At 67.8% G+C, this 12,268-nt stretch carries 12 protein-coding genes; 6 read left to right on the forward strand and 6 right to left on the reverse strand.

The window, feature by feature from the left end; genetic code table 11:
• The first annotated feature begins 222 nt into the window (after window positions 1-222).
• Entirely contained in the window at window positions 223-591 is a 369-nt protein-coding gene (locus NK1_RS22390; protein ID WP_036501643.1) for a VOC family protein, read from the forward strand.
• Between the two features lie 120 nt (window positions 592-711).
• Here NK1_RS22390 and NK1_RS22395 read toward each other — a convergent pair whose 3' ends face one another.
• The 3 genes from NK1_RS22395 to NK1_RS22405 all read right to left on the reverse strand — a co-directional run bounded on the left by NK1_RS22395 (window position 712) and on the right by NK1_RS22405 (window position 3,070).
• Window positions 712-1,665 (reverse strand): sensor histidine kinase, encoded by a 954-nt coding sequence (locus tag NK1_RS22395; protein WP_063011603.1) that lies wholly within the window; start codon window positions 1,663-1,665, stop codon window positions 712-714.
• A complete protein-coding gene (locus NK1_RS22400) occupies window positions 1,662-2,510 on the reverse strand; it encodes an MEDS domain-containing protein (RefSeq protein WP_218023156.1) in 849 nt (282 codons plus the stop codon). The genes NK1_RS22395 and NK1_RS22400 overlap by 4 nt, the downstream gene beginning before the upstream one ends.
• A 296-nt stretch (window positions 2,511-2,806) precedes the next feature.
• Window positions 2,807-3,070, reverse strand: a complete 264-nt coding sequence (locus NK1_RS22405; protein WP_063011607.1) for a MerR family transcriptional regulator — start codon at window positions 3,068-3,070, stop codon at window positions 2,807-2,809.
• A 647-nt stretch (window positions 3,071-3,717) separates the two neighbouring features.
• Between NK1_RS22405 and NK1_RS22410 the strand changes: the two genes are divergently transcribed.
• Window positions 3,718-4,833 (forward strand): aminotransferase class I/II-fold pyridoxal phosphate-dependent enzyme, encoded by a 1,116-nt coding sequence (locus NK1_RS22410; RefSeq protein ID WP_063011609.1) that lies wholly within the window; start codon window positions 3,718-3,720, stop codon window positions 4,831-4,833.
• A gap of 109 nt (window positions 4,834-4,942) precedes the next feature.
• On the opposite strand, the gene NK1_RS22415 is transcribed toward NK1_RS22410, so the two are convergent.
• Window positions 4,943-5,686 (reverse strand): TIGR04282 family arsenosugar biosynthesis glycosyltransferase, encoded by a 744-nt coding sequence (locus NK1_RS22415; RefSeq protein ID WP_063906073.1) that lies wholly within the window; start codon window positions 5,684-5,686, stop codon window positions 4,943-4,945.
• Window positions 5,683-6,345: a glycosyltransferase family 2 protein gene (locus NK1_RS22420; protein ID WP_063011611.1), complete on the reverse strand. Its 663-nt coding sequence runs from the start codon at window positions 6,343-6,345 to the stop codon at window positions 5,683-5,685. The genes NK1_RS22415 and NK1_RS22420 overlap by 4 nt, the downstream gene beginning before the upstream one ends.
• A gap of 113 nt (window positions 6,346-6,458) precedes the next feature.
• Between NK1_RS22420 and NK1_RS22425 the strand changes: the two genes are divergently transcribed.
• The gene (locus tag NK1_RS22425) at window positions 6,459-7,865 is read left to right on the forward strand and encodes a hypothetical protein (RefSeq protein WP_439955957.1); all 1,407 of its coding nucleotides are present in this window, start codon (window positions 6,459-6,461) and stop codon (window positions 7,863-7,865) included.
• Between the two features lie 191 nt (window positions 7,866-8,056).
• On the opposite strand, the gene NK1_RS22430 is transcribed toward NK1_RS22425, so the two are convergent.
• The gene (locus NK1_RS22430) at window positions 8,057-9,124 is read right to left on the reverse strand and encodes an NAD-dependent epimerase/dehydratase family protein (protein ID WP_063011615.1); all 1,068 of its coding nucleotides are present in this window, start codon (window positions 9,122-9,124) and stop codon (window positions 8,057-8,059) included.
• Between the two features lie 477 nt (window positions 9,125-9,601).
• Here NK1_RS22430 and NK1_RS22435 point away from each other — a divergent pair, with 477 nt between their 5' ends.
• Genes NK1_RS22435 through NK1_RS22445 form a run of 3 tightly spaced genes read left to right on the forward strand, consistent with a single transcriptional unit; the run spans window position 9,602 to window position 12,267 of the window.
• A complete protein-coding gene (locus NK1_RS22435; protein ID WP_084461367.1) occupies window positions 9,602-10,927 on the forward strand; it encodes a glycosyltransferase in 1,326 nt (441 codons plus the stop codon).
• Window positions 10,924-11,916: a phytoene/squalene synthase family protein gene (locus tag NK1_RS22440; protein ID WP_063011619.1), complete on the forward strand. Its 993-nt coding sequence runs from the start codon at window positions 10,924-10,926 to the stop codon at window positions 11,914-11,916. Before NK1_RS22435 ends, NK1_RS22440 begins: the two co-directional genes overlap by 4 nt.
• 9 nt (window positions 11,917-11,925) lie before the next feature.
• Window positions 11,926-12,267 carry a lycopene cyclase domain-containing protein gene (locus NK1_RS22445; protein WP_063011621.1) on the forward strand — a complete coding sequence of 114 codons (342 nt, stop codon included), beginning with the start codon at window positions 11,926-11,928 and terminating at the stop codon, window positions 12,265-12,267.
• The last annotated feature ends 1 nt before the right edge of the window (window position 12,268 follow it).

Here is a 12,268-nt window from a genome sequence, read left to right on the forward strand (position 1 = left end):
CCCGACGTCGTGCGGGCGGCCGACGCACCGACCCGGAGGTGACATATGGGATAAGCCGTTTCCTCGCCGGCGGACGTCGAAGGATCCGGCGCACACCTTCAGCCGTGAGCGAACCGCTTACGGCCACCGATCTCGGGCGCGGGCCAGTGTCGCGTTTTTGCAATCGTATGCGGCGTCGGTGTTGCAGGCTGACTGACAGTATTCGTTGCGAGAGGAAAAACCATGGCGGTTGCCACGTTGAAAATGCTCACCCTGGACAGTGCCGACGCACGGCGAGACGCGGAGTTCTGGGCCGCGGCGCTCGGTTGGAAAATCGCGCACGTGCAGGACGAGTACGCCATGCTCACCGGTCCGGATCACGCGCTCGGATTCGGCACGATCCCGGACTATCAGCCGCCGGCCTGGCCGAACGAGAACGGCACCAAACAGTTCCATCTGGATTTGGCGGTCGAAGACCTCGAGATCGCCAGTAAACAACTGGTCGAACTGGGCGCCACGGTGCCGGAGTTTCAGCCCGGTGAGACCTGGCGGGTGCTGCTCGATCCCAGCGGCCACCCGTTCTGCCTCACCCTCGCCGCCAACTGGGGCTAGTGTGCTGATTCGCCTTCGACCGGTGAACCGATCGGCCAACCATTGGGCGGCTTCGTCGAAGTCGCCCAATGTCGCTGTGTGACCGAGGAATCCGATCTGCGGGAGCACCGGATAGGCGGTTCAGCGGGGATGGACGTGGAGCAGAACACGCCAGGTGGTGCCGTGGGGCGTGGAGTGGATGCGGACCAAGTCGGCGAGCTCGTTGACAAGGAACAGACCGCGGCCCCCGAAGCGATCCCGGACCGGCGGATGCCGCCCGATCAAGGGATCGGTCACCTGCCCGAAATCACGCAGGTCGAAGACGATGTCGTCGCCTTCGCGCCACAGCCGCCACCGGCACGGTCCCCCGGTATGCACGAGACTGTTGGTGACCAGTTCCGTCACGATCAATTCGAAGTCGGCAATCCGTTCTTCGGCCAGTCCGAGCCGGCGGGCTTCGGCTGTGGCGGATCGGCGCGCGTCCGACACCTCGGCGGACGTGTCGACGGGGTGCTCCGCCGCGTCGACCGGCACGACCAACTCCTCGTTGTATCGACTGACCACGCTGTCCGGGTCGTATCGATCGCTGCGGTACCGACGATCGGTCTCCCAGACCAGCGGGTGGGTCAGATACGCGTCGGCGAGTGCATCGGGCGCGAGTCGCGTCGCGTCGTAGGGGCAGGCGATCGTCACGTCGCGACCGGCGAAGGCCGCGTTGATCAACGCCTCGTGCTGAGCGCAGGCGGGGTATTCGGTGGCGGTGCGCCCCTGCCAGATCGGCTCGCCGATGATGCGCACGTGCCGGTCGGGGTGTGCGTCGGCGAATCGCCGCAACACCCCGGGAATGATCCGGCCCGGATTCCTGCCGGCCTGCGCCATATCGATCCACGTCACGCTGTCCCCAGCGGATCCGACGGCATCACGGAGCACTCGAAGCCGCGGGCCGGGAACTGCGACCGCTATCGGATGCTGCTGTTCCAGGCCCTCGGTGATGAACGGCGCGAGCGTAGCCAGATAGTCCTCATCGGATCGATAGAACACGGCGGGGTGGACGAACTCACCTGCTCGCGGGCCCGTGCGGGTTGTCGACGTCATAGGAGCTGCTCCGCTCGCACGTTGGAAATATCGAGTAGCCGAATCACGCGATCGATACCGGACCACTGGGTGCGGATCACCAGATCCGCATCGCGCACCGCCGCCCAGTCCGCCAGCCGAGTCAGGCCGACATGGTCGATGAACTCCAGCCCGGTGGCATCGAGTACCACGTCGCCGCCCTCGGGCTTCACCTCGAATCGCTCCAATGTCGGCGCGAGGATCTCATGGGTGGACAGATCGAGTTCACCGGCCAGAGCGACGGTGTGGCTCGCCGACAGCGGCGCGTACAACCGGAACCCCGCTGCGCCGGCGTCGGTACACGGGTGCAGGCAGGCCAGCTGGGCCAGCACCCCGGCTTCGACCGCGGACCGATCGTAACCACACAGGGCCGAGAACGGATGGCCGGCCATATAGCGGTCGATCAGGTGTTCGTAGCGCGCGTAGACCGCCAGCCGAGTCGCATCGCCGACCAGCGACGTGCAATCGGCCGCTACTCGCAGTCCGCGGAACCCGTCCGCCACGGCACGCTCGGTCGCCTCCGCGTAGGCCCGGACCTGGCCGGCCGGGTCCAGGACCGCGTCGGCGCCGTAGAGGTCCTCGAGCGATACGGCCTCGGCACTGCCGTCCCGCAACGCCTCACTCCAGCCCGCGAGTTCACGCAAGTCGTCGGCGATGTCGCCGACCGCGCCGGACCGGATATAGCGGACACGACAACCGGCGTCCAGACCGTCGGCGAGGAACTCTGCGGCACGGGCCCTGAACTCCGCCGCGCCCGTATAAGCCCAGCACACATGGTCGCGCAGCCCCAAGCCACGCACATGCCGCAACCGAGCAGACCGTCTCACCGCGCCGAGTCTAACCGCGGCGCGTGCGGCCGGTTCCCCGGGGCGACCGGGTCGATCCCGCGGCCGGCCGGCACACCGAGCGTGCCGGTCATCGAATCGACCTGCACGACAAACTGACTGACGTCAAGGTCTCGGCTATTTCACCTGGCCGCCCGAGCGGAGGTTTGACCGCCGCCGTCCGGGTAGTGCGTCGGTAGGACCCGCATCCACCCGGGAGTATGCGGAGACCGAGATCGTGCCGGTCCACATGAGCGGCCGGCGCGGTCGCCCTATCGTCCCGACAGGCCGCAGGAGGGTCAGCCGGGACGGTCTTCGTGGCTGAGTTTGGCGTTGAGCTCACGAGCCTCGGCCAGCTGGTCTTCGAGGATGATGATCCGGCATGCCGCCTCGAGCGGGGTGCCCTGATCGACGAGTTCGCGGGCGCGGGCGGCGATACGCAGCTGGTAGCGCGAGTAGCGCCGGTGCCCGCCGGCGGAGCGTTGCGGGGTGATCAGTTTCGCCTCGTCCAGGCTGCGCAGAAACGCTTGGGTAGTGCCGAGCATGTCCGCGGCCCGGCCCATCGTGTAGGCGGGGTAGTCGTCATCGTCGAACTTCTCGTTCGCGGTGGGTGATTCAGAAATCCTGCGGCCTCCATACGCCGGAGCGCCCCGATGCCATCGGGCACCGGGGCGCTGAAAGGGGGAATGTACTTGCGTCTTCCGACATGTAACCGAAACGTCGGCGATCACACGGACCAGAGTTGCTCCCGAGTGACCCGACGGGCAACTCCTCCCTTCTCCTCACGGGTTACTTCAACTTTCCGTTCCACTTCATTTCTTGCCCGGCGGGCGGCGAGACCGTCGTACTTGCTGGTCCCGCAGCCGCGCCCGCCGTCTCTAATCACGGGCAGTTCATCATCTCCCGTGCCATCTGGACACTTTCTTCACTTCCGACAAGACAGAAGTTACCGCATTGCCCGGCGAATGTCTACTGTCGTCACTGAAGCTTTTTTCCGTGGCTCGGCAAGCAAGGCCCGTCACCGGAGCTGAGCAATCGAGCCCGGCTACCGAAGGCCTGACGTCATGGTTTCGTCATCGCGTCGCGGGGCATGTCCCGCTCCGAGTGCGCGATGATCATCAGAGACTCCCGCCCAAGATGCTGTAGCGGCGGGGCACCTCCGTACCGGGCGAATCACATCGACGAGGGCGACCTACCGAGGAGATTTGAGGTGACAACTGTCGCCGAACGCGTGCAGCAACACATCGAACGCGGCCACGCGGCGGATCTGCGGGAGGCGAGGCTGTTCTTGCGCGGGCCCGCGGCCGCCACCACCGACATCGCACTGTCGACCAGCGACTACCTGGCGCTGTCCGGCGACCGGCGCATCACAACCGCCATGACCGAGTCTTTCCTCGCTCCGGACGAGGCCGATTCCGGCCCACTGGCGCGGCGGCTGGCGCACTACACGCACAGTGCGGCGGCGGTGGTGTGCCAATCCGGCTGGGCGGCGAACATCGGATTGTTGCAAGCGATTGCTGCGCCGGGCATTCCGATACACGTCGGCGAGAACACGCACATGTCCTGGCGACAGGCCGCCCTCGCCGCGGCCGCGCCGCTGCATATTTTCGAGGCCGACGACCCCACGCGGCTGGCCGCGCAGATCCGCGCCCATGGTCCCGGCATCATCGCCGTGGACGCGATCGACAACACCACCGGCACGCGCAGTCCCCTGGCCGCGCTGTGCGACGTCGCCGAGGAGACCGGCTCCGTACTCGTCGTCGACGAATCGCACTCTCTGGGCGTCGACGGCCCGCACGGTGCCGGTGCGGTCGTCGGGCTCGGCCTCGCATCCCGTGTGCCGTTCCGCACCGCGAGCCTCGCCAAGGCCTTCGTCGGCCGGGCCGGGCTGGTCACCGCACTCGACCGCGACTTCGCCCCCTATTTCGAGTCGGTGGCCCATCCCGCGATCTTCTCCTCGGCGTTGCGGTCCCACGACATCGCCGGGCTGACCGCCACGCTGGAGGTGATCCGCGCCGAGGACGGTCGCCGTACCCGGCTGCGCGCCATCGCTTGCACCGTCCGAAATGCCCTCGCCCACATAGGGTTCGACCTGGCGGGAACCGACAGTCACATCGTTTCACTACCTACCGGCACCGAAGCCGGCGGTCGTGCCGTGCGCGCCATTCTGGAAGCACACGGCATCCTCGGCGCTCCCTTCTGTCCACCCGCGACCCCTCGGGGCACATCGCTGATTCGGCTGTCGCTGCATTCCGCGCTCACCGCCGAGCAGATCGAACGCATCATCGCCGCATGCGCACAGGTCCACGCCGAATATCACCGCTGACAGCGCACCGTACCGCCGTCACGCGTGCGAGCGCCGGATGCGCAACAGCATCGCGACACCGACACCGGTGCAGACCGACACCAGTGCCACAGCCAGGCCGAGACCGTAATTACGGTCCAGCACAGTCGAATTCGTCATCGCACTCGCGCGTGCGATGACCGGAACGCTGAGAATCGCCAGCACCACGGTGGCACTGCGAGAGCGATTCGGCCGCCGCCGCGAAAAGTCCGCGGCACCCCGCGGCCACCTCGGCGATATCGGTGAACAGATCGACATCGATGAGTTCGCGCAGCATCGCGACGCGGCAACCATTGCGGGCCAACGCCTCTCGGGTGAGATCACCGGTTCGATCGGTGGACATCGGCACCTCCGCGAGTACTCGCGCCGCCCGCACATCACACAGTCCCAGTGCCCACCAGCCGCCGTCGGCCGCCGGTCCCAGCACCGCATCCGGGCCCGCCAGCAGCCGCGCCCCGCACTCGGCCAGCAGCGCCGGCCCGGCCTGCGGCGTGTCCATCCCGATCTGCAGGACGGGCAGCCCGAGGCGAGCCGCGTCCGCGTGTGCATTGGCCAACCGCACACCGAAACCGTCACCACGCTGCGGGAACACATCGAAATCGGTTAACGCCGAACCGATTTCGCGGGCACGACAAGCCCGCGCCAAGTCGCCGGTCCACGCGACCACACCCCGCGCCGCCCCGCTGTCGCGGACCGCGGCCAGCGTGTCCAGAAGCGCGGCGGCGGCCAGATCCGCGGCCTCGGCCGGGGACAACGGCGGAGTCAGCCGGGTCTTGGCGAATCCGGCGACCGGCGCCTTCGCCACCACCAGCAGTGTCAACGGCAGAACTGTCATCGCACACTCCAGAAGTCGCGGGCGGCGCGCACCGTCCCGAGTACCGAACCGGACACCTTCGACACACCGTGCGTGCGCGGGCGGTAGGTGACGTCACGCTCGACGATCCGCCATCCGGCTCGCGCCGCCCCCGCCAGCAATGCCAGCGGATATCCCGACCGCGGATGCAACGGGCCCAGCGCCACCAACTCCGTGCGGCGAACCACCCGCATCGCGGCCAGATCGTGGACCGGCAACGCGTAGCGACGGCGCAGCCACTGCGCCAGGAGCCAATTACCGAGGCGCGCATGCCACGGCCAGGCACCGCGGACCGGGCGGCGGCGCCCGGCCACCATGGTGACGCCGGGGCCCAGTTCGGCCACCAGCGATGGCAATTCGTCGGGCGCCATCGAACCGTCACCGTCGAGGACGGCCACCAGTTCGGTGGTCGCGGCCGCGATTCCCGCTTGTACGGCACTGCCGTAGCCGGGTACGGATTCGACGACCACCGTCGCGCCCGCGGCACGCGCCACCGCGGCGGTGTCGTCGGTCGAGCCGTTGTCCACTACGACCACTCGATATTCCGGGGGAACCGCCGACAGGACGCCGGGTAACGCGCCCGCTTCGTTCCGGCAGGGGATCACCACGGTCAGCTCTCTACTGGTTTCGACTGGGGTCACAGGGTCGACCGTAAGGCCGATCGACGCGAAAAGGCTGGTGACACAGGTGACGAAAGTATGACGACGCGATCGCGGCGGTGCCCGCTGGTGGCGTCGAGACCTACGGTGAACGGGTGAGCGATACCCGCAGCAGCACCGCATCGCAGACACGGCGAGTATCGGGAGTGCGCGCCGACATCCTCTGCGCGGCGGCAGCGGCGATCCTCGTCGCCGCCGCCTTCGTCGTCCCGAGGATCAGTACGCCGCACTATCGTGATTCCCTCTACGCCGCCGCGGCGCCCCTCTTCGGATCCTGGCTTCCGCATATCGGATGGGGTACCGGGCCCGCGATCGTGCTCGCCGCCGCCGTGACGCTCTACGGCCCAGGGCTCGCCGCCGCGCTCCCCTGGCGTCGTCTGCTGCTGGGCACCTGGGTGACCGCGCTCGCGTGGGCGTTCTCCCTCGCCATGATCGACGGGTGGCAGCGCGGTTTCGCCGGCCGGCTCACCACGATGCACGAATATCTGCACGAGGTCGGCGGAGTGCACGACATTCCGGCGATGCTGCGCGGGTTCTCCGGCCGGATCCTGGACTATCAGCCCGACTCGTGGACCACCCACGTGTCCGGCCATCCGCCGGGCGCACTGCTGGTGTTCGTCTGGCTCGACCGGATCGGATTGGGCGGCGGCGCATGGGCTTCCACGCTGTGCGTTCTGGTCGGGTGCAGCGCGTCGGTGGCCGTGCTGCTGGCGATGCGGGCATTGGGCGCCGAAGACAGGGCTCGCACGGCCGCACCGTATCTCGCACTCGCGCCCGCGGCGATCTGGCTGGCCGTCTCGGCGGACGCGTTCTTCGCCGGAGTGGTCGCCTGGGCGGTGGCCGCACTCGCGATCGGAGTGGGTGGTCCACGGCCACGCCCGCTGATCCTGTTCAGCTCGGGGTTGCTGTTCGGGTTCGGCATCTATCTCAACTACGGACTGGTCCTGATGGCCGTCCCGGCCGCCGCGGTGGCGCTGCTGCGCGGTGTGCGAGCGGTGTGGCCCGCGGTGCTCGGGGTGCTGGCGGTGATCGCGGCCTTCACCCTGTCCGGCTTCTGGTGGTTGGAGGGATATCACCTGGTGGTGCAGCGCTACTACCAGGGCATAGCGACGACGCGACCGGTGTCCTACTGGATCTGGGGCAATCTGGCGGCTACCGTGTGCGCGGTCGGATTGGCATCCGCGGCGGCGTTGCATCGACTGCCGGGTGCCCTGCAGGTGCCCGCACCGGCGGAGATTCGCGCCGCTCCGGCAGCGGCGTTCGCGCACTGGCGCACCCGTGCCGATCCGGCGGCGCTGGTGGCCCTGGCGGCGCTGACCGGTTTGCTGCTCGCCGATCTCAGTGGCCTGAGCAAGGCCGAAACCGAGCGGATCTGGCTGCCGTTCGACATCTGGGTGATCGGCGGCACCGCCCTGTTGCCGGCGCGCACTGCCCGCGCCTGGCTGGCCGTTCAGGCCATCGGCACGCTGGTGCTGGCCCACTTTGTCCTCACGAATTGGTGACCGCCATGCGCATTCTCGTCGCCGACGACGACCTGTCGTGCGTGAGGTGGTCCGCCGCGACCTCGAACGCGACTGCATGACGGTCACCGAGTCCGCCGACGGCGTACAAGCCGAACGCGCATGCTGCCGACGCTGCCACACGGTAACGGCCTCACAACGGCAGGCTTTCGGCTTCCCGATGATCCGACCGGTCAGCGGTGCCGCCACTGCGGCGCTCCGACCCCTGCCGCTGCCCGTAAGGGCGCGGTGGCGAACTCGGTGAGACCCCGCGCGGGGTCGATCGCCGCGGTGAAGCCGAGCAGTTCGCGTGCCCGATCCGGTCCGGCGACGATATGGCGCACATCGCCCGCACGGAATTCGCCGGTCACCACCGGCTCGGGACCACCGTGGGCGCGAGCGAGGATCGCGGCCACCGCGCCGATGCTGATCGGCCGTCCCGAGGCGATGTTCAGCGCCGTGAACCCGTCCAACGGCTGTTCGACGGCTCGCAGGTTGGCGACGGCGATATCCCCGACATGCACGAAATCGCGCATCTGGGCACCGTCCTCGAAGACACGCGGCGCCGAACCGGCCTCCAGCGCCGACCGGAAGATCGCGGCCACGCCGGAATACGGTGTGTCCTTGGGCATTTCGGGGCCGTAGACATTGTGATAGCGCAGCGCGGTCACCGTCGAACCGGTGGCGGTGGCCCACGCCGCGGCATAGTTCTCCTGAGCGAGTTTGCTGGCGGCGTACAGGCTGCGCGGGTCCAGTGGTGCATCCTCGGGCACCGGCGCCCACCGCAGTGGTGCGCCGGTATCGGGATGGCGATGATCGAATACACCACGCTCGAGGTCCGCACGCCGCCGCGGCAACGGCGTGACCGCCACGGAATCGGCTGTGCGATAACACCCTTCGCCGTACACCACCATCGACGACGCCAGCACCAGCCGTCGGCAACCGGCCCGGGCCATCGCGGCCAGCAGTACCGCGGTCCCCAGATCGTTGTGACTGGCGTAGGCGGGCGCATCCTGCACAGTCACCCCCGCCCCCACCACCGCGGCTTGATGGCACACCACATCGATACCCGGTAGCAAGCGGTCCAGCGCGTCCTGATCGCGCACGTCGACGCAATGCAGGCCGTCCGGCGGCTGGGCCCGGTCGCCGTGCGCCGCGGTGAGCATCGCGTCGACCGCCACCACCTCGTGCCCCGCATCGCTGAGCGCCCGCCACACATGAGATCCGATAAACCCGGCCGCGCCGGTCAGCAGAATCCGCATACCGAGATTGTGGCCACCCTTTCGGCATAACGCGGGTCCGCAGCGCCACCGGTAAGCAAACCGTCACATTCGCACCGGCCCCGTCCGGCGTCAGATAGTTCTCTTCGTTGTCGAGCGATGACAACGACCGCCTGAGCGGCACGGTTATGGCGACGACGGTGGTTGGGACGGCCACCAGGGTAGCGGCCTGTCCGGTGAGACAGGCGACGCCCGAACGGTGCTTTCCGACGGTACCGATCCCGGCGGATGTTGCATCGAGTTTGCATCGTTCGACGTATGATCGGGTCGGGTCGGGCGAGAAAGTCCGATTCGGATGTCTCGGTCTCGGAAGTCCCCGGCCGATTTGATCGACGCGGCGCTCATTGCGTGATCCGTCCGTTGCCATGCTGGTCTGCTTGCGGGCGGTGAATGGTGGTCCAGCACTTCCGGACATGTTCGAACCGATGGCGGCGGCAGATCGTGGAAGGGAAATCCCGCGTGGCCCGGTACCTTGTTGCGGCTACCCCGATTCCGGGGCATGTGGCGCCGATGCTGGCCGTCGCCGCCGATCTGCGGCGCCGCGGCCATCAGGTGCGCGTGCTCAGCGGCGCGGCCTTCGCCACCGCGGCACAGTCATCGGATGTGCCCTTTGTGCCGTTACCCGCAGATGCGCAGGTCGTACGCGTCCCGGAGTCGTCTGCTGGAATGCCGGGGCTGGCGCGGCGTTGGCGAACCGGCCGGGCGGAGATGCGTTCCGGCTTTCTGGCGCCGCTCGCTGGTCAATATCGCGCACTCACCGCCGAACTGGCGCGGTCGCACGCCGATGTGGTCTTGGTCGATGTCATGTTCACCGGGGCCATCCCGCTGCTGCTCGCCGAGCGGCGGCGGCCGCCGGTTGTAGTGTGCGGGGTGGTCCCGGTGATGCTGAGCAGCGCCGACAGCGCACCGTTCGGTATCGGATGGCACCCGAAGGCAGGCCGCGACTACACGATGATGAACCGGGTCGTCCACACAGTCCTGTTTCGTCGCGATCAGTCGGCATTCAACGCAATTTTGCGGGAGCTGGGAGTGGGGCCGTCGCCGATATATCCGCTGGACTGGCCGGTACTGGCCGAGCGAATGCTCCAATTCACCGTGCCGGAGTTCGAATATCCCCGCCGCGACCTGCCGTCCTCGGTGGTATTCACCGGCCCCGTTCCGGCGTCACCATCGGAAGTGACGTTGCCCGAGTGGTGGGATGAAGCACTGCGCGGCGGGCGCAAGGTCGTGCTCGTGACGCAGGGGACGTGGAACAACAGCGATCTCGGGCAGCTGATCCAGCCGACCTTGTCCGCATTGGCGGGGCGCACCGACGTCGTGGTTGTCGCCTGCACGGGAGGCGCGCCGACGCGGATTCGGCCCGCCGCTCCGCATACGTACGTGGCCGACTTCCTGCCGTATGCGCAGCTGCTGCCGCGTGTCGCGGTCATGATCACCAACGGCGGGTACGGCGGCGTCCAGCAGGCGCTGAGCCACGGCGTGCCGCTGATCGTCGCGGGCGACGCGGCCGACAAACCCGAGGTCGCGGCGCGGGTGGCATATACCGGTGCGGGCATCGATCTCGGCACCGGCCATCCGAGGCCCGCTGCTCTGGCCGAGGCCGTGAACCGGGTCCTTTCGACGCCCCGATTTCGTCGTGCGGCGGGCCGATTGGCGCGTGCGATGGCGCGCACGACTCCCTTCGACACGATCGACGAGCAACTCGCTGCGGTAGCCGGCAACCGGACTGCCTCGCGTCCACCCCTTCCGCCGGCGAATTTCTCGACCGATCGGCGCACGTCATGACACGCGCGGAACTCGACGCGGCCGGCATCTTCGACCCAGGGCTGCGGCAATCGTATGGACTGTGCCGGAAAATCAACGCTCGCCACGGGAAGACGTTCTTCCTCGCCACCCGGCTGCTGGCCCCCGACCAACGCCCTGCCGTCCATGCGCTCTACGGTTTCGCCCGCCGCGCCGACGACATCGTCGACGAGATCGACCCACGGCGCACTGCCGACCAGCGTAGAATCGAATTGAACACGCTGGCAACGCAATTCGCCGAGATCGCGATGTCCGGTGACCCAGTCCTCGCCGCGGTGCGACACACCGCCGAAAGCTATCGGATACCGGCCGACCTGTTCCATGCCTTTCTGGCTTCCATGCGCATGGATCTGTTCGTCACCGACTACCCGGACCGGGCCGCTCTCGACCGTTACGTGTACGGGTCGGCCGAGGTCATCGGATTACAGCTACTGCCGGTGCTGGGCACTGTCGAATCGGAAACGGCCGCAGCCCCCTACGCCGCGGCGCTCGGAAAAGCCTTTCAGCTCACCAATTTCCTGCGCGATATCGACGAAGATCTCGCGCGTAACCGCGTCTATCTACCGGCCGACGAATTGGCCGCTCACGGCGTCGACCGCGAATTACTGGACTGGTGTCGCCGTCGGAGGCGAATCGAGCCACGAGTACGACAGGCCCTGATCGCCCAGCACGAGATCACCCGTGAGATATATGAATACGCGCGCGGCGGAATCGAGCTCCTGGCCCCGCGATCGCGCCCGTGTGTTGCCACGGCGCTGACGCTGTATTCGGAAATCCTCGATCGGATCGCCGCGGCCGATTTCGAGGTTTTCGGTCGTCGGGCCGCCGTCACGACCGCCCGGAAGGCGCGCGTCGGCGGTGCGGGCATGGTGCGGGCTTGGCTGGCCCGCCGATCGTCACCTCCCGGACCGCGGTGGGCGGAAGCCTCGCGCCGAGCCTCCACCACCCTCGAATCACCCGGCCGGGAGTGAGGAACCGGCATGGATCGATGGCAATATTTTCTGGTGCTCGCCGCCTGCCTGATCACCACGGCGCCACTGGAATTCGTCGGCTCCGGCGTATATCGCAGACCCCGCCGGCTTGCCCTGGCTCTGACACCGGCTCTGGCATTCGTCGTCTGGGATCTCATTGCGATCGCCGCCGGAGTCTGGGACTTCTCCGCCCGCTACCTCGTCGGGGTTCGGCTGCCCGGCGCGATCCCGCTCGAGGAACTGCTGTTTTTCATCGTCATCCCCCTGTGCGGTCTGCTGACCTTCTCCGCGGTCGAAAGGCTGCTGGCCATTCGGCCGCGCGGCCGTGCCGGAAAGGAAGTGAAGAAATGAG

Origin of the sequence: Nocardia kruczakiae NBRC 101016, from assembly GCF_001612965.1 — a bacterium.
GTDB classification, from domain to species: domain Bacteria; phylum Actinomycetota; class Actinomycetes; order Mycobacteriales; family Mycobacteriaceae; genus Nocardia; species Nocardia kruczakiae.

Bases quoted from the DNA above. Each gene is read 5' to 3' on its own strand.
- NK1_RS22390 (WP_036501643.1), top strand. From the start codon at position 223: ATGGCGGTTGCCACGTTGAAAATGCTCACCCTGGACAGTGCCGACGCA.
- NK1_RS22395 (WP_063011603.1), bottom strand. From the start codon at position 1,665: ATGACGTCGACAACCCGCACGGGCCCGCGAGCAGGTGAGTTCGTCCAC.
- NK1_RS22405 (WP_063011607.1), bottom strand. From the start codon at position 3,070: ATGGGCCGGGCCGCGGACATGCTCGGCACTACCCAAGCGTTTCTGCGC.
- NK1_RS22415 (WP_063906073.1), bottom strand. From the start codon at position 5,686: ATGACAGTTCTGCCGTTGACACTGCTGGTGGTGGCGAAGGCGCCGGTC.
- NK1_RS22430 (WP_063011615.1), bottom strand. From the start codon at position 9,124: ATGCGGATTCTGCTGACCGGCGCGGCCGGGTTTATCGGATCTCATGTG.
- NK1_RS22440 (WP_063011619.1), top strand. From the start codon at position 10,924: ATGACACGCGCGGAACTCGACGCGGCCGGCATCTTCGACCCAGGGCTG.
- NK1_RS22445 (WP_063011621.1), top strand. From the start codon at position 11,926: ATGGATCGATGGCAATATTTTCTGGTGCTCGCCGCCTGCCTGATCACC.